The sequence below is a fragment of the Rhizobium sp. BK512 genome, assembly GCF_014194915.1.
In the GTDB taxonomy this organism is placed as follows: domain Bacteria; phylum Pseudomonadota; class Alphaproteobacteria; order Rhizobiales; family Rhizobiaceae; genus Rhizobium.
The window spans coordinates 884,644-908,587 of record NZ_JACIAS010000003.1; the positions used below are offsets into that span (position 1 = coordinate 884,644).

General features: G+C 59.8%; 19 protein-coding genes. 12 read left to right on the plus strand and 7 right to left on the minus strand.

Annotation, left to right across the window (positions count from 1 at the left end; genetic code table 11):
• The first annotated feature begins 3 nt into the window (after nucleotides 1–3).
• Nucleotides 4–1,023 (plus strand): LacI family DNA-binding transcriptional regulator, encoded by a 1,020-nt coding sequence (locus FHX06_RS15025; protein ID WP_113210349.1) that lies wholly within the window; start codon nucleotides 4–6, stop codon nucleotides 1,021–1,023.
• A gap of 28 nt (nucleotides 1,024–1,051) precedes the next feature.
• Here the strand turns inward: FHX06_RS15025 and FHX06_RS15030 are convergent, their stop codons facing one another.
• Nucleotides 1,052–1,471, minus strand: coding sequence for an RrF2 family transcriptional regulator (locus tag FHX06_RS15030; RefSeq protein ID WP_113210348.1), 420 nt, complete (start codon nucleotides 1,469–1,471; stop codon nucleotides 1,052–1,054).
• 103 nt (nucleotides 1,472–1,574) lie between these two features.
• Between FHX06_RS15030 and FHX06_RS15035 the strand changes: the two genes are divergently transcribed.
• The 3 genes from FHX06_RS15035 (at nucleotide 1,575) to FHX06_RS15045 (ending at nucleotide 12,358) form a co-directional block, all read left to right on the plus strand.
• The gene (locus tag FHX06_RS15035; protein ID WP_113210347.1) at nucleotides 1,575–2,261 is read left to right on the plus strand and encodes a DUF1971 domain-containing protein; all 687 of its coding nucleotides are present in this window, start codon (nucleotides 1,575–1,577) and stop codon (nucleotides 2,259–2,261) included.
• On the plus strand, nucleotides 2,254–3,468 hold the full coding sequence (gene hmpA / locus FHX06_RS15040) for an NO-inducible flavohemoprotein (protein WP_113210346.1): 1,215 nt from the start codon (nucleotides 2,254–2,256) through the stop codon (nucleotides 3,466–3,468). Before FHX06_RS15035 ends, hmpA begins: the two co-directional genes overlap by 8 nt.
• Before the next feature lie 394 nt (nucleotides 3,469–3,862).
• Nucleotides 3,863–12,358, plus strand: coding sequence for a GH36-type glycosyl hydrolase domain-containing protein (locus FHX06_RS15045; RefSeq protein ID WP_183879875.1), 8,496 nt, complete (start codon nucleotides 3,863–3,865; stop codon nucleotides 12,356–12,358).
• Nucleotides 12,359–12,421: 63 nt separating this feature from the next.
• On the opposite strand, the gene FHX06_RS15050 is transcribed toward FHX06_RS15045, so the two are convergent.
• The 4 genes from FHX06_RS15050 to FHX06_RS15065 all read right to left on the minus strand — a co-directional run bounded on the left by FHX06_RS15050 (nucleotide 12,422) and on the right by FHX06_RS15065 (nucleotide 15,097).
• Entirely contained in the window at nucleotides 12,422–13,480 is a 1,059-nt protein-coding gene (locus tag FHX06_RS15050; protein ID WP_183879877.1) for an adenylate/guanylate cyclase domain-containing protein, read from the minus strand.
• A 104-nt stretch (nucleotides 13,481–13,584) separates the two neighbouring features.
• Nucleotides 13,585–14,031, minus strand: coding sequence for an SRPBCC domain-containing protein (locus FHX06_RS15055; protein WP_112545319.1), 447 nt, complete (start codon nucleotides 14,029–14,031; stop codon nucleotides 13,585–13,587).
• A gap of 150 nt (nucleotides 14,032–14,181) precedes the next feature.
• On the minus strand, nucleotides 14,182–14,547 hold the full coding sequence (locus FHX06_RS15060) for a c-type cytochrome (protein ID WP_246715549.1): 366 nt from the start codon (nucleotides 14,545–14,547) through the stop codon (nucleotides 14,182–14,184).
• 7 nt (nucleotides 14,548–14,554) lie between these two features.
• Entirely contained in the window at nucleotides 14,555–15,097 is a 543-nt protein-coding gene (locus FHX06_RS15065; RefSeq protein ID WP_409564408.1) for a DUF4334 domain-containing protein, read from the minus strand.
• A 252-nt stretch (nucleotides 15,098–15,349) separates the two neighbouring features.
• On the opposite strand from FHX06_RS15065, the gene FHX06_RS15070 reads away from it, so the two are divergent.
• The gene (locus FHX06_RS15070) at nucleotides 15,350–15,538 is read left to right on the plus strand and encodes a hypothetical protein (RefSeq protein ID WP_113202003.1); all 189 of its coding nucleotides are present in this window, start codon (nucleotides 15,350–15,352) and stop codon (nucleotides 15,536–15,538) included.
• A gap of 445 nt (nucleotides 15,539–15,983) precedes the next feature.
• Here FHX06_RS15070 and FHX06_RS15075 read toward each other — a convergent pair whose 3' ends face one another.
• Nucleotides 15,984–16,613 (minus strand): glutathione S-transferase family protein, encoded by a 630-nt coding sequence (locus FHX06_RS15075; protein ID WP_183879881.1) that lies wholly within the window; start codon nucleotides 16,611–16,613, stop codon nucleotides 15,984–15,986.
• 106 nt (nucleotides 16,614–16,719) lie between these two features.
• The gene (locus FHX06_RS15080) at nucleotides 16,720–17,136 is read right to left on the minus strand and encodes a DUF2000 domain-containing protein (protein WP_112970308.1); all 417 of its coding nucleotides are present in this window, start codon (nucleotides 17,134–17,136) and stop codon (nucleotides 16,720–16,722) included.
• A gap of 132 nt (nucleotides 17,137–17,268) precedes the next feature.
• On the opposite strand from FHX06_RS15080, the gene FHX06_RS15085 reads away from it, so the two are divergent.
• The 7 genes from FHX06_RS15085 (at nucleotide 17,269) to FHX06_RS15115 (ending at nucleotide 23,923) form a co-directional block, all read left to right on the plus strand.
• A complete protein-coding gene (locus FHX06_RS15085; RefSeq protein WP_112545486.1) occupies nucleotides 17,269–17,736 on the plus strand; it encodes an Lrp/AsnC family transcriptional regulator in 468 nt (155 codons plus the stop codon).
• A gap of 370 nt (nucleotides 17,737–18,106) precedes the next feature.
• Entirely contained in the window at nucleotides 18,107–19,801 is a 1,695-nt protein-coding gene (locus tag FHX06_RS15090) for an ABC transporter substrate-binding protein (protein WP_183879883.1), read from the plus strand.
• 19 nt (nucleotides 19,802–19,820) lie between these two features.
• Complete coding sequence (locus FHX06_RS15095; protein ID WP_113202000.1) at nucleotides 19,821–20,801, plus strand: ABC transporter permease; 981 nt, start codon at nucleotides 19,821–19,823, stop codon at nucleotides 20,799–20,801.
• Nucleotides 20,801–21,703, plus strand: a complete 903-nt coding sequence (locus tag FHX06_RS15100) for an ABC transporter permease (RefSeq protein WP_113114307.1) — start codon at nucleotides 20,801–20,803, stop codon at nucleotides 21,701–21,703. Before FHX06_RS15095 ends, FHX06_RS15100 begins: the two co-directional genes overlap by 1 nt.
• A complete protein-coding gene (locus FHX06_RS15105; protein ID WP_183879885.1) occupies nucleotides 21,700–22,515 on the plus strand; it encodes an ABC transporter ATP-binding protein in 816 nt (271 codons plus the stop codon). The genes FHX06_RS15100 and FHX06_RS15105 overlap by 4 nt, the downstream gene beginning before the upstream one ends.
• Nucleotides 22,512–23,438 carry an ABC transporter ATP-binding protein gene (locus tag FHX06_RS15110; RefSeq protein ID WP_183879887.1) on the plus strand — a complete coding sequence of 309 codons (927 nt, stop codon included), beginning with the start codon at nucleotides 22,512–22,514 and terminating at the stop codon, nucleotides 23,436–23,438. The genes FHX06_RS15105 and FHX06_RS15110 overlap by 4 nt, the downstream gene beginning before the upstream one ends.
• Nucleotides 23,439–23,452: 14 nt before the next feature.
• Nucleotides 23,453–23,923: a GNAT family N-acetyltransferase gene (locus tag FHX06_RS15115; protein WP_183879889.1), complete on the plus strand. Its 471-nt coding sequence runs from the start codon at nucleotides 23,453–23,455 to the stop codon at nucleotides 23,921–23,923.
• Nucleotides 23,924–23,944 lie beyond the last annotated feature (21 nt).

The window sequence follows — 23,944 nt, forward strand, 5'->3', positions numbered from 1 at the left end:
GGAATGAAAAATCAGGCCGTTAACGTGACGAGGGATAGGATCACCATCCGGGACGTGGCGCAGGATGCCGGTGTCTCCGTCGCTGCGGTGTCGAAGGTTCTGCGCAATGCCTACGGCGTTAGCGAAGTCTTGCGAACAAAGGTCGAGACCTCGATCGAGAAGCTGAATTACCGACCTTCAGTGGCAGCGCGCGCCATGCGCGGCCGCACGCAGACAGTCGGTGTGCTGGTCATCGAATTGTCGAACCCGTTCCTGGCCGGGGTCATCGAGGAGGCGAATGCCACGCTGGCCGAAAACGGTTTCAAGGCGCTGATCGGGATTGGTCGTTCCACGAGCCCGATCGAGGCATCGATGATCGAGTCGATGATCGACAACCGCATGGATGGCGTACTGATCATCGCGCCTCGCATATCGGGCAAGGTACTGGAGCGCTATGCACGTCAGATCCCGATCGTCGTTATTGCTCATCACGAGCTGCACGCCCAGACCTATGACACCGTTAATTCCGATGATCGCAAAGGTGCAACTTTGGCCGTGGAAGCGGCATTGCAGTCGGGCTACGAGAACATCGCGATGCTGAGCTATGAGCTCGCTGATTCACCGCCGACCATCGTCGCCCTCCAGCGCGAGAACGGTTATCTTGACGGCATGAAGGCGGCGGGTCTGGCGGCTCGCATCATCCGTCTGCCTCTGGTGGGAGCCGACCGCCGCGCCGCGATCAATGATTTCCTGGCCTTGAAGGACCGCCCGCGCGCGGTCTTCGTCTGGTCGGATCTTGATGCCGTGCCGCTCATCAATGCCGCGCGCATGAGCGGTATACGGGTTCCGGAAGATCTTGCGATTATCGGCTACGACAACTCGCCGATGGCGGTCATACCGCTCGTCGGCCTGACCAGCGTGGACCAGAACGCCGCCGAACTGGGCAGAACCGCTGCCGAGGTATTGCTCAGCAGGATTGATGGCCGCGAAGAGGCTCGTCACGTGCTGATCGAACCGCATGTCGAGATGCGCGGAAGCACCTGAACGCTACAGCCTTTCTGCGGTCTGCAGCCTATGCCGCGGCAAAGAGCGTTCTTAAGACGTCTTTCCGCTCTATAATGTCGGCAACGCTATAGCGATCGAAGACCCCGACAAAAGCGGCCGTCGCTTCCCGCAGGATAGGGGGCATGCCGCAGCCTTGTCTGATGGAGCAGGAAGAGCACTCGAGAATATTGTCCAGACCTTCGGTATGTCGGAGCAAACTGCCAAGATTGATGGAGGCCGCCGGACGATCGAGCCGGATCCCGCCATTTCTGCCTCTGATCGATTCCACGAACCCGGCTTTGGCGAGATCCTGAACGACTTTCATCAGGTGGTTCTGGGAGATGTTATATGCGTCGGCGACCTGTCTGATCGAACAGATCTCTCCCTCATGTGATCCAAGGTAAATCATCACGCGGATCGCATAGTCTGTGTAGCGTGTGAGCTTCATCGCACCTGCGTCAAAACGCCCGAAAAGAAATGATGCATTCCAATAGCATCTTTTATCGGCATCGTATACATGCATTCAAGATGCATGGTTATGGAGCAACGCGATGGATACGGCCAAATTGGAAGAGGGGCAGATCCTCCCGGTACTGGAGCGGTTTTACGAAAAGGTCCGGCGTGATCCGATGCTTGGCCCGGTTTTCGCCGTGGTTGCGGATTGGCCGGAGCATTTGCAGCGACTAACCGACTTCTGGTCTTCGCTGATGCTGACATCAGGCAAATACAAGGGCAATCCCGTCGCGATGCACCTGATCCATGCCGACAGGATAGAGCCCGCGATGTTCGAACGCTGGCTTGCGATATGGCACGAGACAACGAACGAGATGTTGCCGCCTTCGGTTGCGCAGGAGATGCAAATCAAGGCGGGGCGGATTGCCTCGCGCCTGAACCTGGCGCTGACTGGGGAGGTGCTTGAATTACGGGCCCCAGATGCAGTGCTGGCGCTGACGCCGTACAAGACGACAAAGATCTTCGATGAAACGACTGTACCGACGGCGCTTCTCGAAAGCCATCGGCTCAAGTCCGGCGCTTGGGCGCTCATCCGCGTTCTGAGGGGCGGCGTGCGTCTGGTGACAGGGCAGACCGTGACCTCCTTGAGCCCCGATTGTATCGGCCGGGTCCTGCCTGAGGTCGAGCATCATCTGGAGCTCCACGGCCCGGTTCAATTTCAGATCGAATTCTTCGATCGCGATCCTCTCCACACTGATAGCATTGAAAGGAAAGAATATGCCTAAGCCACTTTCGCCGCGCACCATCGAACTGGTGAAGCAGAGCGCCCCGGCGGTCGCCGCCCATGCAAGCGACATCACGAAAACAATGTACGGGCTGCTCTTCAAGGATGAGCACATCAAGGCGCTGTTCAATCAGGCCAATCACGGTGAGAATGGTTCTCAGGTTCATGCACTGGCGGCGGCAATCGTCGGCTATGCACAGAATATCGACAACCTCGCACCGCTCGTGCCCGTCATCGAACGGATCGCCCACAAGCACATCGGTTTTCATATCCTCGCCGAGCACTATCCCTACGTCGCCAAATCGTTGCTGGCGGCAATTCGTGAAGTCCTGGGCGAAGCAGCATCCGAGGAACTTATCGATGCCTGGGGTGAAGCCTACTGGTTCCTTGCCGACACTCTGATCGAAAGAGAGGAGCAGATACGAGCCGAACTCGAAAAGCGGGCAGGCGGCTGGAACGGATGGCGCGAATTCAGGGTTGCCGAAAAAATCAAGGAAAGCGACGTCGTGACCTCCTTTGTCCTGCGTCCTGTCGACGGAAAAACGGTGGCCTTGCATCGTGCCGGCCAGTACCTGACCTTCGATTTCAGCCTTCCCGAAGGCGTCAAGATGAAGCGGAACTATTCCATCTCATCCGGCCCGAACCAGGATTTCTACCGCATATCGGTCAAGCGGGAAGAAAACGGCAAGGGCGCGTCGCGCTATCTGCACGATAATGTCGAGGTGGGGGCGATCTTGAAAGTCACTCCGCCTGCCGGAGATTTCTACCTGCCCGAAGAGCCGACCAGCGAAATGGTTCTGCTGTCCGGCGGCGTGGGTCTTACGCCCATGGTCAGCATGCTGGAAGCGATCGCTGCCGATTATCCCGAAGTCGAAGCGCATTTCGTACACGGCGCGCTCAACAGCTCGACGCATGCGATGGACAAGCACGTCCGCTCCCTTGCGCAAAGCCACGGCCGGGTATCGGTCAGCACCTTCTACAGTGAACCGACGGCTCAGGATGCCGCGGGCTATTCTCATGACGAGGATGGTTTCGTTACCGGGAAATGGCTGGCCGCAAATACGCCGATTGAAACGGCCAATTTCTATCTCTGCGGACCGAAGCCGTTTCTGAGGGCAATAGTCGGTGAGCTGCTGGGCCTTGGCGTTTCGCGCGATCGCATTCACTACGAATTCTTCGGACCGACCGATGAGGCGCTGGCCGCCTGAAGCTATCTGCTCGGCCGTCCGATCCAGCACCTCCAGATTCGCGACCAGGCGAAGCCAGCTTAGGCTTCGCCTGGTCGCTTTCGTTATAAAGACCGTCTTGACACCATAAATTGGACGGAGATGGCAGCCGCTTGTCAGGCGAGGAGTTCGCCTTTTCGGCAGGTTGCCGATCCCTGGCGAGGCCATTTTATCCGGCGAGCAACCCGATTAATCGCCTGTTCATTTTGTGGTCGCTATTGACCGCTATCCGCCATTTCGAACAATCCCAGTTTGAATGTAAACTCCCTTTCAAAAGCGATGAAGATGCCTAATTCGAAACGCTCGTGCTCCTGCTCGCATCCAGTTCCGCAAGAATGCATTCGTTGGACACGAACCCAGTAGAAGAGAAAACACTATGACCTCTCAAAATGTTATGGGTGCTACGAGCGTGCATGTTCAAGCATCGTCCGCGGATCCTGATTTCGGCATTCGCGCGCCGCTCCTGTCGAACGACCAGCTGAGGGCCAGGGCTGCGCAGTTTGCGGAAAGCCGCGCCCTTGATGTAACGAATTTCAAGAATTTTGATTTCTTCCAGCGCCACCGGGAGAATGAGGCCGAGATCCTGAGGGTCTACCGCGCCGCTGCCGCTGACGTCGATGCCGGCGAGAGCATTACGCCCGCCACCGAATGGCTGCTCGACAATCACTACATCGTCGAAGAGGCGATCCAGGAAGTCCGTCGCGACTTTCCGAAGAAGTTCTATCGCGAGCTGCGCAAGATTACGCTCGACGGGACGGAAGTGCCGCGCACGCTGGCGCTCGCCTGGCTCTACATGGCGCATGCCCACAGCAATATCAGCAATGCCGGCATGGCAGCCGTCACGGAAGGGTTCCAAGATAAGGAAACGCTGCGCATCGGCGAACTCTGGGCGCTACCGTCGCTCGTCCGCTATGTGCTGATCGACAACCTTCGCCGCGTCGCGTCTCATATCGACAAGAGCCGCCTGATGCGGGCAAGCGCCAATGCCGCGGCGACCCAGGCGATCGCGCTCGGCGACGCAGGCGCGGCCGATCATCTGGAGACGCTGGCTGCCAGCCTCGACGATACGACCTTCGTCACCCAGCTGCATTATCGCCTGCGCAATGCGCTCGAGCCGACCGAATCCGCGCTGAGCTGGCTTGAGAGCAAGCTTGCCGCAAAGGGGACCGACGCCGAAGCCGTGATGTCGGCGGAACAGACTCGTCTTGGCGCGGCCAATGCCCTGATGGGCAGTATCATCAAGAGCCTGCGCGAGATCAACGATACCGACTGGTCCGAATGGGTCGAAGAGGTCAGCACCATCGACAAGCTGCTCTGGCAGCAGACGGATTATGCCGAGCTCGATTCCGGTTCCCGCAACAGCTATCGCCGCCAGATCGAAAAGCTCGCAAAGCGCTCCGACAAGACGGAAATGGATATCGCCGAGGCGGCCGTGCACCTGGCTGAGCGCGCGAAGGCCGACAGCCAGGACCGTTCGGCTTCAGCCGGCAATGTCGGCTATTATTTCGTCGGCAATGGACGTCCGGCGCTCGAAACCGAGATCGGCTTCCGGCCACCGCTCGGCTTGCGCTTCATGCGCGTGATCCGCAAGCTCAACTGGCTGGCGATCGCCGTACCGGTTCTGCTGCTGACGCTGCTGGCACTGGTCATCACCGATGCCATTTTCGTTGACGCCGGCATGCCGCTTTTTGCGACGATCGTGCTGCTGCTGATGTTTGCGCTTCCGGCTTCCGAGGGAGCGACCGGCCTCTTCAACTTCTTCGCCACCTTCTTCATCACGCCCGACCGCCTCGTCGGCTACGAATTCAAGAAGGGCCTGCCGGCGGAAGCCCGCACGCTCGTCACGATTCCCTGCCTGATCGGCAAGCGCGAACATGTCGATGAACTCGTTCGGAACCTCGAAGTTCATTACCTCGCCAATGCGCGCGGTGAGATCTACTACGCGCTTTTGAGCGACTGGCCGGATGCACAAGAAGAACAGAACGCCCGCGATCTGGAAGTGCTCGACTATGCGTTGAGCAAGATTGCCAATCTGGAGGCACGTTACGCCGAAGACGGCAAGCAGCGCTTCTACCTCCTGCATCGCCGCCGCCAATATAATCCCGCCGAAGGCGCCTGGATGGGCTGGGAGCGCAAGCGCGGCAAGCTGCACGAACTCAATATGCTGCTGCGTGGCGAGCCGAATACGAGTTTCCTGCCGGGCGCCGATGTCGTGCCGCAGGACGTGAAATATGTGATGACGCTCGACAGTGACACTCGTATCGTCCGCGATACGGTGACCAAGCTTGTCGGCAAGCTCCATCATCCGATCAACCGCCCTGTCTTCGACGAAAAGAAACAGCGTGTCGTCGATGGTTACGGCGTGCTCCAGCCCCGCGTGACGCCGTCGCTGACGACAGGCAAGGATGCATCGACCTTCCAGCGCGTCTTCTCGGTCAATCGCGGTCTCGACCCTTACGTCTTTGCCGTCTCTGACGTTTATCAGGACATTACCGGCGAAGGCACGTTTACCGGCAAGGGGCTCTATCACGTCGATGCTTTCGAGGCGTCGCTGAAGGGCCGGATCAAGGAAAACTCCGTTCTGAGCCACGACCTGCTCGAAGGTTCGATGGCGCGCTGCGCACTCGTGACGGACTGCGAACTGGTCGAGGATTTTCCGATCCGTTATGAGGTGGAAGTCTCGCGCCAGCATCGCTGGGCCCGCGGCGACTGGCAACTTCTTCCCTATATCTTCGATGATCGCCGTGGCGTGACTGCGCTCGGCTGCTGGAAGATGTTCGACAATCTTCGCCGCTCGCTGACCCCGATCGCCTGGTTCCTGGCATCGGTTCTCGGCTGGTACTGGATGGACCCGCTTGGTGCGCTCATCTGGCAGATCCTGCTGATCTTCAGCCTGTTCGTTGCGCCGACCCTGTCGCTGATCAATGGTATCATCCCGCGCACCAGCGACATCATCCTTCAGGCGCACCTGCATACGGTCTGGAAAGACATCGAGAATGCCAACGCCCAGGTGGCGATGCGCATCGTCTTCATCGCCGACATTGCCTGTGTGATGGCCGACGCCATCATCCGCTCGCTCTACCGACTGTTCGTCAGCCGCAAGCTGATGCTGCAGTGGCGTACGGCCGCGAGCGCCCAGGCCATGGCGCAGACGACCATCCTCGGCCACTACAAGGTCATGTGGCGGGCTCCAGTGCTTGCCATCCTGGCATTGCTTTTCGTCATTTCCTCCGGCGACAGCGCCTGGATGGTCGGTCTTCCCTTTGTCATTCTGTGGGCGCTCTCGCCGGCTATCGCCTGGACGGTCAGCCAGACGGCGGAAACCGAAGACCGGCTCGATGTGCCGGAGACTGTCCGCAACGAATTGCGCAAGATCGCAAGGCGTACCTGGCGCTATTTCGACCACTTCGTGGTTCCCGGCCAGCATTACCTGCCTCCAGACAATGTCCAGCAAACACCGCATGCCGTCGTGGCCATGCGCACCTCGCCGACCAATATCGGCGTCTACCTGCTCTCGGTGATTTCGGCGCGTCGTTTCGGCTGGATTTCCTTTGAAGACGCGGTCAAGCGTATCGAACAGACGATCGAAACCGTCGACAGGCTCGAGAAATATCGCGGCCATCTCTTCAACTGGTATCATACAGACACCCTGAAGCCGCTTGGCCGGCGATATGTATCATCGGTCGACAGCGGCAACTTTGCCGGCCATCTGATTGCAGTATCGTCAGCTTGCCGCATCTGGGCGCAGTCGCCGCTTGCCCATATTCACACTGACCTCGATGGCATCGGCGATGTAGCGGCCATTCTTCGCGAGGTGTTGAACGAGCTTCGGGAAGCAGACAGGTCTGTCCGATCCCTTCACGATCGTCTGGATGGCCGGATCGCCGACCTCGAAGCTGCGGTTGCCACCGGCAAACGCGAGAAGGAGTTCTCATCGGGCCTGATCGAGCGGTTCGCCGGACAGGCGCGGGAAATTCGCGAACTCGCCGGCAGCCTCGACCGGGAGGTCAAGACGGCGCAGAGTGACGAGGTTGTTCATTGGGCCGAGAAGCTCGTGGCAACCTGCGAGCTTCATCAGGTGGATAAAGCCTTCGATCCTGCGCAGGTGGATGTCATCAGCGAAAGGCTGACGCGCGTCGGCAACCGTGCCCGCGAAATCGCCTTCGACATGGATTTCAGCTTCCTCTATCGCCCCGAGCGTCGGCTCCTGTCGATCGGCTTCCGGGTGGAGACGGAAGAAGTCGATGCGGCCTGCTACGACCTTCTTGCTTCGGAAGCGCGCCTGACCAGCCTGTTTTCCGTCGCCAAGGGCGATCTTCCGACGGAGCACTGGTACAAGCTCGGCCGTCACGTCGTGCCTGTCGGCCCGCGCGGGGCGCTCGTTTCCTGGTCCGGTTCGATGTTCGAATATTTGATGCCGCCGCTCGTCATGCAGGAGCGCAGCGGCGGTATTCTCAACCAGACCAACAATCTGATCGTTCTCGAACAGATGAACTATGCCCGCAAGCTCGGCACCCCCTGGGGCATCTCGGAAGCGGCCTTCAATGCTCGTGACCACCAGATGAACTATCAGTACAGCAATTTTGGCGTGCCGACGCTCGGTCTGAAGCGCGGTCTCGGCCAGAATGCCGTCATCGCCCCTTACGCTTCGCTGCTGGCGAGCCAGTACAATCCGGTCGCAGCACTCGAAAACCTCAACAGGCTGCGGGCCGTCGGCGCGCTCGGCATGTATGGTTTCCATGATGCCGTGGACTTCACGCCGAACCGTGTGCCTGAGGGCAAGCAGTGCGCTGTGGTCTACAACTACTATGCGCACCATCACGGCATGTCGATTGCGGCCGTTGCCAACGTCGCCTTCGACGGCATGCTGCGCGAACTCTTCCACGCCGATCCGGTCATCGAAGCAGCGGAGCTGCTCCTGCAGGAAAAGGCACCGCGCGACATCCCCGTCATGGCGGCCAAGCACGAAACCGATGCGCCTGCCACCATCCAGGGCGATCTCATGCGCCCGGAAGTGCGCCGCCTGGAAGACCCGGCATCGCGCGAACGCGAATTGCTGCTGCTCTCCAACGGTCGCTATTCGACCATGCTGACGGCGACAGGATCCGGCTATAGCCGCTGGAAGAACCTCTCCGTCAACCGCTGGCGGGCCGATCCGACCGAGGATCGCTGGGGTTCCTTCATCTTCCTGCGCGACACCGCATCGAACGAGTGGTGGTCCGCGACGGCCGAGCCGCGCTCGATTGCCAACGAGCACGTGCGCGTCAGCTTCAGCGACGACAAGGCCGAATTCGTCAAGACCGTCGGTGAACTGACGAGCGAGATGGAGGTCTTCGTCGCGAGCGATCACGATGCGGAAGGTCGCCGTCTGACGATCACCAATACCGGCACGGAAGATCGCGTGATCGAGGTGACCTCCTATATGGAGCCGGTCGCGACACTCGATATCGTCGATACGGGCCACCCGGTCTTTGCCCGCATGTTCCTGAAGACCGAAATCGCCGCGGCCGGCGATGCGATCGTCGTCGAGCGCCAGAAGCGTGGCCTGACGGATCCGGATGTCGCCATCGCGCAGCTTGTCGTTGATACGTCAGGCGAAAACGGTCCGACGCAATACGAGACTGACCGCATGCGCTTCCTCGGTCGTGGCCGTACCCTGACCGAAGCTGCGGCTTTCGATGCCGATGCCAAGCTGTCAGGCACGGACGGTTTCACCATGGATGCCTGCGTGTCGCTGCGCCGTACGTTTCGCGTGCCGGCCGGCGAAAAGGTCAGCGTGACCTTCTGGACCATTGCGGCCGGCGAACGCGCCGAACTCGAAGCGGCGCTCGAGCACTATCGTCAGCCGGAAAGCTTTGCCCAGGGCCTCGTCCAGACCTGGACGAGAACGCAGAGCCAGTTGCGCCAGATTGGCGTCAACTCGAAGGAAGCGGCCGCCTATCAGCGGTTTGCCCGCTACATCATCTATCCCGACATGGCGCTGCGCGCCGACAGCAAGCTGGTTCGGGAGGGCCTCAAGTCGCAGTCCGTGCTCTGGGGCGCAACGCTCTCCGGCGACACACCACTGATGACGCTGCGCATCACTGATGAGCTCGGCACCGATCTTGTCAAGGAACTGCTGCGCGCCCAGGGCCTCCTGCAGGCCCGCGGCGTAGAGGTCGATCTCGTTATCTTCAATGAGCGCGCCGGTGAGGCGGCTGGCGAGATGCAGCGCACGATCGACCAGCTTTGTGACGCCGCGCGTCACGCCAGCGAGATTGCCGGCATCCAGCGCAACATCTACGTGTTGCGCAAGGATCTGACGACGCCGGAAGCCTATGATGCCATCATTGCCGCCTCGCGTGTCGTGTTGCGCGGCCGCGACGGCAGCCTGATCGACCAGGTGCAGAAGGCCCGCTCCGTTGCCGGCTCCCCGGCGCTGCTCGGCCAGTGGGGCGATTCCACCCTCGTTCCGAGGATGGTTCGCAACGCAGGCGATGCGACCTCGGCCGATGGCAGCGATCTCGCCTTCTGGAACGGCTACGGCGGCTTTGCGGCCGATGGCAGCGAATATGTCGTGCGCCTCTCGGGCGGCGAACAGACGCCGCATCCGTGGGTCAACATCATGGCCAATGACAGTTTCGGCTTCCATGTCTCGGCCGAAGGCGCCGCCTTCACCTGGAGCCAGAACTCGCGCGACCATCAGCTGACACCCTGGACCAACGACATGGTCACCAACCGGCCGGGCGAGGCCTTCTACCTGAAGGATCTCGATCGCGGTTCGGTCATCGTGCCCTATGCGTCGCTGGCGCAGCGTTCCGACACGCGCTTCGAGGCCCGTCATGGCCTCGGCTACTCGGTGTTCTCGACGGTTCAGGACGAAATCGCCCTGGAGGTTACGCAGACCCTGCATATGCAGAAGTCGGTCAAGCTGACGCAGCTGCGCATCCGCAACGAAGCGGGTGAGACGCGCAAACTGCGTCTCTATGGTTATGCCGAATGGATCCTCGGCAACAACCCGACGAAGAGCAAGCCCTTCATCATCTCGAACTTCGACAGTGCGAGTGGGGCGGTCTTTGCGAATAATCCGTTCAGCGTGAACTTCGGCACGCGTGTCGCCGCATTTGCGGCAAGCGAAACGCCGGCGAGCGTTTCCACCAGCCGCCGCGAGTTCATCGGCCGTCACGGGACGATCCAGCAGCCGCGCACCGTTTCTGCGGGCTCGCGTCTCTCCAACGCTTTGGATCTCGATGGTGATCCGGCAGCCGCTATGGCCTTCGATCTGACGATCGGGCCTGGCGAAGTGCGCGACATCTGCTTCTATATGGGCGATGCCGCCTCGCAGGAGGACGCGGCCGCTCTGATCGCCGAGATCCGCACCGTCGGCTTCGAAGAGGTTCTCGGTCAGACCCGCGATTTCTGGAAGAACTTTACCGGCAAGACGCGTGTTTCGACACCGGATCAGCGTCTCGACTTCATGGTCAACAGCTGGCTGCCCTATCAGACCTACGGCTGCCGTATCATGGCGCGCACCGCCTTCTATCAGTCGAGCGGTGCCTGGAACCTGCGCGACCAGTTGCAGGATTCGCTGGCCTTCCTTCTGCATTCGCCGGAAATCGCCCGAAAGCAGATCCTCAACACCGGCCGGCGCCAATTTCCGGAAGGCGACTTCCAGCATTGGTGGCTGGCAGACAGCGGCGCCGGCGTTCGCACGAACATCTCCGACGATCCGGTCTGGCTTGCCTATGCTGTCGATCAGTATTGCACGGCGACAGGCGACGGCGCGATCATGGACGAGATGCTGCCCTTCGTCGAAGGCGCGCAGCTCAGCCCTGGTCAGTACGATGCTTTCATCCAGCCGCGTGTTTCCGACAATACGGCATCGCTCTACGAGCATGCGGCCCTCGGCCTCGAGCTTGCGATCAAACGCACCGGCGTCAACGGCTTGCCGCTGATGATGAGCGGCGACTGGTGTGACAAGATGGACCGGGTGGGCATGGCCGGCCGTGGCGAAAGCGTCTGGCTTGGATGGTTCCTCGCCGGTGCGCTGCGCCGCTTCATTACCTATGCCGAAGCTCGTGGCGACACACAGCGTGTCAGCCACTGGACCGCCCATCTGGAGAAGCTCAAGAGCGCGATCGAAACGGCGGGCTGGGACGGCGAATATTACCGCCGTGGCTATTACGACAACGGCGCGCCGCTCGGCTCCAGCCAATCCGAAGAGGACAAGATCGATTCGATCGCCCAGTCCTGGAGCGTGCTGTCAGGCGAGGGCAATCCGGAACGCAGCGGCATGGCGATGAAGGCCGTCCTCGACAAGCTCGTCGATGAGGAGGGCAAGTTCATCCGCCTGCTGACGCCGCCTTTCGTCAAGCCGGTCAACGATCCCGGCGTGATCAGGGCCTATCCGCCCGGTGTTCGCGAAAACGGTGGCCAGTACACCCATGCCGCCACCTGGGCCGTGCTCGCTCTCGCCCGCATGGGGCGTGCCGAGGACGCCTGGCGCGCCTTCGAGATGCTGAATCCGATCAATCATTCGCTCGATAAATCGTCTGCGGACGTCTATCGCATCGAGCCTTATGTGATCGCCGGCGACGTTTATGGCGAAGGTGCTCTCAAGGGCCGTGGTGGTTGGAGTTGGTACACAGGTTCGGCCGGCTGGCTCTACCGTGTGGCGGTCGAGGGCATCCTCGGCATCCGCTCGGAGAATGGCCGACTGCACGTCAAGCCGGTCCTGCCGGCCGGATGGGACGGCTTCTCCGCCGAACTCGATCTGCCGAGCGGGAAATATCAGGTTTCCGTTTCGAAGGTGGACTCGGATCGCTGCTCCGTGACCATCAACGGCGCGGCAGTTGATGATCTGAACGAAGGATATCTGCTGGCGGCCAAGTAAAACTCGTTGCCGGGGCAGTCTGACTGGTGTCACTGCCCCGGCGATTGTCGCGACCAGGCTCGTTCAATCCGTCGGCAGGGTGAAGACGGTGCAGGGATCGGCGATGCCGCGCAATCGGTGTTCACCCAGTGGAACCAGCCGCGTTGTCGTCTCTGCCGCAAGCGCACCTGATATCAGCACACGATGACCAAGGGACTTGCAGAGCCCTTCCAGCCGGCTGACCAGATTGACTGCGGGGCCGATGGCCGTAAAATCCAGCCGGTCGGCAGCACCGATATTGCCCCAGAGCATTTCGCCGAAATGCAGCGCCACGCCGAAGGGCAACGGGACCAGGCCCTGTGCTTGCCGTGTGGCGTCGAGATGGACCATGCCTGCACGGGCGGCAGCGACAGCGCGCAGAGATGCTTCGCAGGCCTCAGCGGGCGTTCCGGTAACGGGAAAGATCGCCAGAACTCCGTCCCCGATGAACTTCAGCACCTCGCCCCCGAAAGCATGCACTGCACCCGCAATACGATCGAACCACGCGTCGAGGGTGGCGATCATGAGGGAGGGGTCGGTCGCTTCCGAGAGCGCCGTGAAATCGCGGAGGTCAGCACAGAGCAAAGCGGCGCGAATGGTTTCACCATTGTTGCGGCCGAGCGCCCCGGCCTGTACCTGTGCGGCACTGCGTTTGCCGAGATAAGCTTCAAGAAGGGTTGTCAGCGCTGTACGGGCGGTTAGTGCCGTTAAGGGTGCCGCTGCAAAACGCGCGGCTTCGTCCAGCCGCTCTGTCTCGGACGGGGTGAACGAGCAGGATCCGGCCCAGCCCAATATCGGATTGTCGGAGCCGCGACCGATCTTTCCTTCGTATATTGGTCCAAGTCCGGCAAGCCACTCGCCCGCAGCCTTGTTGAGCGAGCTGCCGGCAAAATCGAGTGCCTCGATGACGGCGCCGGTTCCTGCCCTCCACAACCAGGTCCGACGCGCAATGATCGGATGCGGAATGGAAAGAGTGAGAGCCCCGCCCGCAAGTGGCAGACCGTCTGCAAGCAACTGGCGGCCAAGCTCGGCTATGAATTGTTCGGGGCTGGACGAGGCACTGGCCTCATCGACCAGCCAGGCGAGGTGGGCGGGCAAATCCATCCCTCGATCATGCCATAGCGCCCGCCTGATGTCAGCCAGACGACTGCCACAGTCGGACGCGCTTTCTTCGTGAAGCTGGCCTCCCGTTCAAACGAAAAGCTAGGTCACTTCCTGCCGTGAAAGATATCCGGTCCCGGGTCGCGTCCCGCCGTCACTGCTTCCAGGCGGCCAAGGTAGTGAGCCCAGCCTTCGGCATGGCCGGCGCATTGCTCGACATTGGGCAAGCCGGTATGCGTCAGACGCAGGAGCGTTCCATCAGGCTGTTCGATCAGATCGATCTCGACGAGGCTCGACCCCGGCGGCACCACGTCGCTGCCATCCCAGCCGAAGCTGTAGGCCAGGCGGTGGACCGGCACCACTTCACGGAACGATCCGCGCGCGAAACGCGCACCGGTCACGTTGACGAGATAAAGCCCTCCCGGCTGGGGCTCGATATCCGCCTCAGTTCCCATCCAGCGGAGGATCTTTTCCGGATCCGTCAGCAGGGCGAACACTGCCGCAGGCGGCGCAGAAAGATGCGTTTCGCGGCGAACAACGAGGGCTTCCTGCATCGTTTTCTCCCAAAATTGGTCTGCGCCGATTGAGGCCACGACGCGGTGTCCTCAATTATTTTAGGGGGAAGATCTCTCCCAGCAAGGGCGTCGTGAGTGATCGTCTTGAGAATTATGGTTGCCGTCAGGCCTATGCAGATGACGGGTGAACTACGGATTTGCCTTTAGAAAGGCGATAAGATCGTCGACTTCGAAGCTCCACAATCCCCAGAGGCGCATCTTTGTTCCGGGGACTTTTCTGTTCGGCGCGGCCAGAAATTCTGCAAGTTCATGCTCGTTCCACACGAGCCCCTCTTCGCCGGCTTTCTTCAAGGCAGAGGAGTAGGCGTAGTCGTCTAGGCCAGCTGCCCGCCTTCCCACGACACCCTTCAGTGAGGGGCCAAATGTACTTCTGGTGTCATCGACAATGTGGCATGAAGAACAGGCCCGAAAAATTCTCACGCCACGATCTGCATCAGCCGCGAAACTATTGCTCGCAACTGAAGCTGCCGCAATTGCCAATGCGATTGTTTTCAACGTCGTTCTAGGCCTGCGCATCGATCCTGGTGAGTTTGAAGAAGAACCGCCTTTCGTCGTCGCGCACGCACATCATGCCAGCCAGCGTGCTATCGTTCACCCGTCTGAAATGGTCGACGATCGGTTGCCTGTCGTAAACCATTGCAGCGCTCGCGACGTGCTCGAATGCCCGAACTTCCAGGGCTGCTGTCGTGCCCCGCGCGCGGAACGCCTTGTGCAGAAGCGAAAACAGGCTTCGGGCAAGGGACGTCCGTCCCAACGGCGCAAGCCTGATTGCAAGCCCGAGAGGAACGAAGCGTGGATCAACGGCCACAAGCCTCCCGGGAAGCCACTGAAAGAGCAGGGCGTCCGCTCGCCTGTCGGGGTGAAAGCGCTTGCCGAACCATCGCAAATTCTCGAGAACGCCGTCCAGTGGATGCCCCGACGGAATGCCGGCGCCTCTCCAAAGCCCGGTCATCTCAAGCGGATCGACAGGCTCGAGCGACCGGAACCAATCCGTCATGTCTTTCTGCAGGTCCGTTTGCACGGCTTCACCTTTTTCTATGGTCACACCAGAAATGACGTAGCGCTTGTGTGCGGAGATTCCGAGGGTCGAATCCTCTCTCTGTCCGGAACTTTCGAAGTTCGTGCTGGTTGGACTGAACATAAAGAGCGTCAATCGCAAGACGGTGTCCGGAAAAATGGGTGTTCATTGTGGCTTTTTCGCCCTGGCGTTGGCGATACCAATCCGCGCTTATGCGTGAAAAACTGCCCCGGGATACCTGGCCAGACACACGATTGATCGGATGCAATGAGGCCGGTTATGACCAAACTCGACAAGCAACATCGCGAACATTTGGAAACACCTCTAGACGCCCCGGAAAACAAGGTCGGGCGCGGCCCGCCTATCAAGGGGTCGAGCGAGCAAGATGCCATAAGGCCGGGCATCAACGATCCCCGCCTTATGCCGATTGGCAAGCCAGGCATTCGCGTTCGCGAAGGAAAGCGATGACCTGCCTAAAGCTCGTCGCAGGTTGGGGGAACCGGGAGTGACGCCGATGTGGACTTCGCGGCAAATACCCTTGGCTAGGCGCCCGATGCATCGCCTTTTTGGTAAGCCATTCATGTTTGGGCTTGCCTTCGGGCTTCTTATCGCCGCTCCCCATACTGCCATGAGCCAAGCCGGCAGCAAGGAGCAGCAACCGGGATGTCAGGCCGATAACCCGTCGTCAGTCGAGACCGATCGGCAGACGGAGAATGAGGGATCGGAAAGCAAGATATCTCGCTGCAAAGGCGTATTGACGCCTCCGCCGACGGGCGATCGCGGGATGGTTGAACCGGCCCCTCCAACCGGGGACATGCCGGTCATTCGACCGGGCGACACACCCCAACAGGCACCTGCGCCCAAACAACAATAGGCAAGACAGCGCCACTCGGCGTTGTCGGATGCCCGATATCTACGGGAACATGTCGTAACCGCCGCGGCGGAAGGACGGTCGTGCCTTGAGGCGCTCGAAATAGGCCGCAACCGCCGGTAACCTAGGTCGTTCGATGGGCGTGTGAAACCATCTGTTGACCGAAAGGCCGATCAGGATGTCGGCCAGCGTGAATTCGTCTCCCGCTACGAAAGGTGCTGTCGTCGCGAGGGTGTTCTCCAGGATTTCCATCTTGCGATTCCAGTTCCTGGCACTGTCGGCAATGACGGAGGGGTCGGAATAGGCGAGGTCCTTGCGCACAAGGCCCTGGAATGCGCCGCGCCAGGCACTGTTGAGGTCCGTCGCTTGCCAATCCATCCATCGTTCGACGAGCGCCCGTTTCCATGGCGAGGGTGGCAGGAGATCGTCGCGGCCGTACCTGGACGCAAGATAACGGCAGATCGTATTGGACTCCCATAAGATGCCGTCATCGCTATCGATGACCGGCACGAGACCATTCGGATTAAGCGCAAGGAATTCCGGTGTGCTGGTCGAGGCAAATCCCGTTCCCCAATCTTCCAGCACATAGTCGATGCCGATCTCTTCGCAGGTCCACAGCACCTTACGAACATTGATGGATGATTGCCTGCCAAGAACTCGAAGGGCGCCCATGATCCACTCCTAACCGGTGGGCCTTGGTTATCGAATGAAATCTTACTTTGCACCACCAAACATGTCGCGGCGACAACAAAACCTGCACTTGTGTATGCCCGGCAATTTACCGCAGCAATTTCAGGGAGCCGGTCAGCGACCTTACCCATTTAGCCGGTCCGGCAAGACCCAGTCCATCGATCTCCTCATCGCTCAAGTCCCTGTTCGGGAACTGACGCTGGTAGTCAGTATAGTCGTGCAGTGAGCGGGCAAAACCAGGAAACGGTACGATGGCGTGTTCCTCCGGCTGGTTCAGCGCCTTCAACAGGATCTGTCGGATCGTCTCGCCATCGGCCTGCAGGATCGGCACCGGTCGATTGGAGACGATATCGGTGGCCCTGCCAGCACGGTCGCTGAGCCTCTCGGCGCCAAGGAGCGGCATTTTGGCGCCTACGCCAATGCCGATGGCGCTGACTGTATTTGCAATGAGAGCGGACGGGAGTTTGGGGTCGACGACAATGGCAATGCGGATATCGGAGAGCATCTGAAAGACCTGAGATTACGATGGCGACAGCCTAAGTGATCGCAGCAGAACAATCCTGTCTGATATTGCTGTCCTTGGCCGAAACTTGGTAGGATCAACCTGCTTTGTGCAATTTGTAGGTAGATGCTTCCCATGACGACATTTGAGCCGGTTGAACTGAAAATCCTTTCGAGCCTGCAGGCCGAGGGACGACTGACAAATCAGGAATTGTCCGAGCGTGTCGGCATGTCCACATCCCCTTGCTGGCGAAAGGTGCGGCAGCTTGAAGAGACAGGTGTGATCCGGGGTTACAAGGCGGATCTCAACCGGCGCAAACTCGGGCTCGGCGTCCTTGCCTTCATTCGAGTGAAGATAGATGGTCACAACGAGGCAGAGGCGGACGCCTTTGCCGCCGAGGTTGCACGGCTACAGGAGGTCGTCGCCTGCTACAGCATTGCCGGAGATTCGGATTTTCTATTGCAGGTGGTCTCGGCTGATCTCGATTCCTATGCCGATTTCGCCATGTCGGTCGTGCGCCGCCTACCGCGCATCAAGGAAATGCAGACCACGTTTGTTCTCAAGGAAATCAAACCGTTCGAAGGTTTTCCGGTAGGGTTTTAAGAAGCTGATCCGATCTGATGATCAGTGGAATAGCCGTCCAGCGGGTGCTGGACGGCTAGAGGGTACTGAAAAGCGGGCCGTCATGGCTTCAATATAGCTGGATCAAATAATCACATTTCAACAGATCCAGAATGATCGGTGACGCTTGCGCGAGACTTTTCGCAACGCACAATAAGTATGACAATTTTATTTGCTAGGCCGTGCCACAGTTGATGAGCCGTTCGCCGCGCTGTGTATCAGCACAAAAAATTCAGTTTCCAGGAAGCCGAAATTTTTAGTTTCCACCCGATTGACCGGATCGGAAACCTTGCGTTAGCTTGATTAAATCAATTTGATTGAATCAAAAAATAACAACTAAGGGAACGAAAAAATGGGACTGGATAAGAGCGTATTCCGCAGTGTTTCCGCGCGCGCCGCGTGGGCCGCGGCCACCGCCCTGACGGTGGTGATGACCTTTGGTATATCGGCTGCTTCGGCTGCCGAAACCGTGCTGACGATGCATATCGAAGAGCAGTCGAGCTGGGTGCAAAACTTCAATCCGTTCGATCTTGCCGGTCGTCGGCAGAGCACCATGGATTTCATCTATGAGCCGCTGGTCATCTTCAACGCGCAGGATGGCGGCAAGCCGGTCTGGCGCTTGGCGACAAGCTACAAGTTTTCCGACGATATGAAGTCGATCACCTACGAGTTGCGGCCCGGCGCGAAATGGTCTGATGGACAGCCGCTGACCTCGGCCGACGTCAAGTACACAATCGATCTGATGCTGAAGAATGCCGCGCTCGACACGGTTGGTGTCGGCGAGACCGTTGCATCCGTTGAGGCGCCGTCGCCGACGGAGGTGACGATCAAGCTCAAGGCCGTCAATTCCGACTTCCCGGAATCGCTTGCCGATCTTGCCGTCGTTCCCCAACATGTCTGGAAGGATGTTTCAGATCCGGTTGCTTTCAAGAATGAGAAGCCGATCGGTTCCGGTCCGATGACGGAAGTGCGCCGGTTCACGCCGCAGGTTTATGAACAGTGCCGTAACCCGAACTACTGGGATGCCGCTTCGTTGCATGTCGATTGCCTGCGACTGCCGCAGATTTCCGGCAACGACCAGATGCTCGCGATCCTGCCGGAAGGCAATATGGATTGGATCGGCTCCTTCATCCCCGAGATCGACAAGACCTTCGTGGCGCTCGACGCCGATCACAACGGCTACTGGCAGCCACCGGCTGAAACCGTCGCCTTCCAGATGAACTTCAAGAGCAAGGACGAGGGCAATCTGGAAGCCTACAAGGATCTGAACTTCCGTCACGCCTTCAGTCTCGCCATGGACCGCAAGTCGATGGTTGACATTGCCGGCTTCGGCTATCCCGTCGTCAACGAACATGCCTCCGGCCTGCCGCCCCGCTTTGAAGGCTGGCGCAACAAGGCTGCCGAAGGCGACAAGGATGCCTTCATGGGTTTTGATACCGAGAAGGCCAGCAAGATCCTCGACGACGCAGGCTACAAGAAGGGTTCGGACGGCTTTCGTACGACGCCGAGCGGCAAGCCGATCAATTTCCCGATCATCGTTCCCAATGGCTGGACAGACTGGATCGATGCCGTGCAGATCGCCGTCGAAGGCCTGCGCGCAGCCGGCATCAATGCTTCGGTCACGACACCGGAATACGAACAGTGGCGCAAGCAGATTCTCGACGGTAGTTTCGAGGTCGTCATGAACTCGCGTGCCGATGGGGCGACTCCATTCCGCGGCTATTACCAAAGCCTGTCGACGGCTTATGCCGGCCGCGTCACAGGTGCTCCCTCGCGCTATTCCAACCCGAAACTCGACGCGCTCTTCGATCAATATCTGAAGGCGACGTCCGACGATGATCACAAGAAGATCTTCAACGATATTCAGCTGCTGGTGGCCGAAGATTTCCCCGTCGTGCCTGTCTTCAATGGCCCGACCTGGTATCAGTTCTCCAGCAAGCGCTTTACCGGCTGGGTAACCGACAAGGACCCGGTCATGAACCCGGAAGATCACGATAACAACCGGATGCGCCTCATGCATCTGCTCCGCCTGAAGCCGGTCCAATAAGACCGGCGAGGCAAGGGACATGCGTGTTTCCGGACGGCGCCTTGGCGTCTATGCAGTCGCCCTGGCGTTCGCCATCGTGATGAACTTCATACTTCCCCGGCTTATGCCGGGGACGCCCGTCGATGCCATGGTCGCGCAGCTCGGCCCGCGGGCGACACCTGCAGCCGTCGAGGCGATCAAGGCACGCTTCGGCGCAGTCGATCAGCCGGTGCTCCTGCAATTCGTCGACTATATGAAGGGACTTGCAACCTTCGATCTCGGCGTCTCGGTCAAATATTACCCTCAGACGGTTGTCCAGGTCCTCAGCCGCTCGACAATCTGGACGATTTTCCTTGTCGTCACCGCCATCATTTTTTCGCTCAGCGTCGGTGTGGTTCTGGGTGCAATTTCCGCCTGGCGGCGCGGCGGACGTTTCGACACGATCATCTCCCCGCTCGCGGTCGTGATGATTTCGGTGCCGCCTGTCATCGTGGGTTTGACGACGCTCTTCATGTTCGGTGTGTCGCTGCGGTGGCTGCCCGTTGGCTACGCCTATGATCCGAACCTCGATCCGGGGTTAAACTTCACTTTCGCCGGCAGCGTCTTCATCCACGCCATCATGCCGGTGCTGACGCTGTCGCCGTTCCTGATCGGGGAGTTTCAGACGACCATGCGCTCGTCGATGATCTCGGTGCTCGGGGAGGATTACGTCACAATGGGCCGTGCAAAGGGCCTCAGCCATCTGAGTGTGATGTTCGGCTATGGCGCGCGCAATGCCATGCTTCCGGTCCTGACGAACCTCGCTCTGATGCTCGGCGCCGTCTTCGGCGGTTCGATCGTCACCGAAATCGTCTTTAACTATCCGGGACTCGGCTTGACGCTCTATACCGCAAGCATCGCCCGCGACTATCCGGTCATCCAGGGCCAGCTCCTGCTGATGACGCTCGCAACGCTCGGCGCGAATTTCCTCGTCGACATCATCTACGGGTTCATCGACCCCAGGCTGCGGGATGCCGTGTAATGGGAGCCACGCTCAGATCCATTCTTCGTCAGAAGAAGGCCGTCGCCGGCCTGATCATCGTCGTCGGCCTCTGGCTGATGGCATTGCTTGCCCCTGTCATCGCCCCTGGCGAGCCGGGCGCACGTGTCGGCCGTTCGCACCAGCCGCCTTCCATCGAGCATGTGCTTGGCACGACGAAAATGGGCCGAGACGTCTATCGCCAGTTCGTCTGGGGTGCCCGCAGTTCGCTGTCGGTCGGTTTTGCAACGGGCATTGCCATCACCGTCATCGGCACCGCGATCGGCCTCGTCGCCGGTTACGCCGGAGGCAAGACGGACGCGGCGCTGGATCTTGCGACAAACGCAGTTCTAGTCGTTCCAAACATGCCGCTTCTGATCCTGCTTGCCTCCTTTGCCGGCACGGTCGGGCCGATGACGATCATGACCATCATCGCGCTGACCTCCTGGCCATGGGGCGCGCGCATGACGCGCTCTCAGACCATGGCGCTGCGCAACCGCGATTTTGTCACCGCATCGAAAATGATCGGCGAACCGGCATGGCGTATCATCTTCGTCGAGATCCTGCCGAACCTGACGCCGCTGATCGGCATCAACCTCGTCGGCAGCATCATCTACGCGATCGTCGCACAGACGACGCTCGAATATCTCGGCTTCGGCGATCCACTGAAAGTTTCCTGGGGCACGATGCTCTATAATGCCCAGAATGCATCGGCGATCATGGTCGGCGCGTGGTGGGACGTCGGCGTGCCGGCCATCGGCATCGCGCTGACCGGCCTCGGCCTTGCGCTGCTTAACTTTACCTTCGACGAGATCGCCAATCCGCAGCTTCGCTCCGGTCCGGCACTGACGCGCTGGTTCCGGCTCACCCGTGCCCGCAACCGTGAACTGGAGGCACGCCGATGACCAGCAATCTCCTGGAAATCGAAAAGCTCAATGTCGACTACCTGCTCGACAGGGGAGAGTTCCGCGCCGTCAAGGATGTCTCCTTCAATATCGGCAAGGGCGAGATCTTCGGGCTTGCCGGCGAATCCGGCTGCGGCAAGAGCACAATCGCCTATGCCATCACGCGACTGTCCAAGGCCCCGGCCTGGATCAGCGGCGGTAGCATCCGCATGGATGGGCAGGATCTTCTGAAGATGCCCGAGCGCGATCTGCAGAAGATCCGCTGGAAGCGCATCGGTATGGTCTTTCAGAGCGCGATGAACTCACTCAATCCGCTAATGCGGGTCGAAGCGCAGTTTCATGATGTGCTTCAAAGGCACACCGGCTGCTCGCGTCAGGAGTCGCGGGCGCGCGGAGAGGAGATGTTCCGGCTCGTGGGCATACCGTCGCAGCGCATCAGCGACTATCCGCATCAGTTTTCGGGCGGTATGCGACAGCGCATTGTCATCGCCATTTGCCTGGCGCTGAGGCCCGAGCTCATCATCATGGACGAGCCGACAACGGCGCTCGATGTCGTCGTGCAGCGCGAAATCCTCGAACAGGTCGTCGACCTGCAGCGAGCTTACGGGTTTTCGGTACTGTTCATCACCCATGACCTGCATCTGATGGCGCAACTCTGCCAGCGCATTGGCGTCATGCTGAAGGGCGAACTCGTTGAGGTCGGAGATGTCAGCCAGGTCAGTCAGGCGCCGTTGCATGATTATACGCGCAAGCTCTGGAACGCCATTCCCCAGCTTCCGAGCACGCCCCATCTTTCAGGAGCACTGGCATGAAGCCCGAGACACATCCGTCCGCGGCCGCACCCGTCATACGGATCGAAGAGATCAGGCGACAATTCGGGCCGGTGCATGCACTGAAAGGCGTTTCCTTCTCGCTCCATCCCGGCCGCGCACTGGCGCTTGTCGGCGAGTCCGGCTGTGGCAAGACGACCTGTGCCCGTATCATCGCGCGTCTCGACCGGCCGACCGGCGGCAAGCTATTCTTTCGCGAGCAGGATCTGACCGCGCAGGGGACGGCGAGGGATGAACGTCTCTATCGCAAGGACGTTCAGATGGTCTTCCAGGATCCGTTCTCGTCACTCAACCCCGCCTTCACGGTCAGTCATCACCTTTCCCGGCCACTGCAACTTCATAGCCAGGACACGTCGCGGATAGCTCTTGAGGATGGCATTGCGGAATTGCTGACGAGCGTCGGTCTGGACCCGGCCGTGTCGAAGCAGAAATTTCCGCATGAGCTTTCCGGCGGCCAGCGGCAACGCGTCAACATTGCCCGGGCGCTTGCGGTCGCGCCGAGCGTGCTGGTTGCAGACGAGCCGACGTCGATGCTCGATGTTTCCATCCGCAAGGACATTCTCGATCTGCTTGCCCGGGTGAAGAGGGAGAACGAACTGGCGATGCTCTATATTACCCATGACATCGCAACGGCGGCGCATGTGGCCGAAGAGATCGTCGTGATGTTTGCCGGTCAAATGGTCGAATGGGGTGATACAGAAACAGTGCTCTCCAACCCCCGCCATCCCTATACCCAGCTCCTGCTATCGGCGGTGCCCGATGGCGGACGCCCTTTCGTGACAGGCGGCAGTGCACGCTTCCTCGAGCAGGCAGAGCGCGTCCGTTCGCTCAGCCGTCCGGAATCCACGGTGATCGAACAGATCGGCCCCAATCATTTCATGCGCGCACTCGGCGCCCAAAGCTAACAGGACATACGCCAATGGATTATCTCGTGAACCTGTCCACTCTTCCGCAGGACACAAAATCACCCGACGCGATGGCAAAAGCGGGCGTCACTATCCGCCGGGCACTGCCTCCTGAACTGAAGCTGATTGTCCGCTGGATCGGCGAGCATTTCGGCGACGCGTGGGCAAGCGAGGCAACGGTTGCGATGACGCGCCAGCCGCCGACCTGCTTCATCGCTACGCGCGAAGGCAAGCTCGTCGGCTTTGCCTGCCACGAGGCGACCGCTCCCGATTTCTTCGGGCCGACCGGTGTCGATGAAAGCATGCGTGGACTCGGCATCGGCAGGGCGCTGCTCTTTGCCAGCCTCAACGACCTGAAGACCATGGGTTATGGTTACGCGATCATCGGCGATGTCGGCCCATCCGCCTTTTACGAGAAAGCCGTCGGCGCCACTCCCATCCCCGATTCCGCTCCCGGCATCTATGCCGGCATGCTCAAGAGCTGATCACGACAATCCGAACAGAAA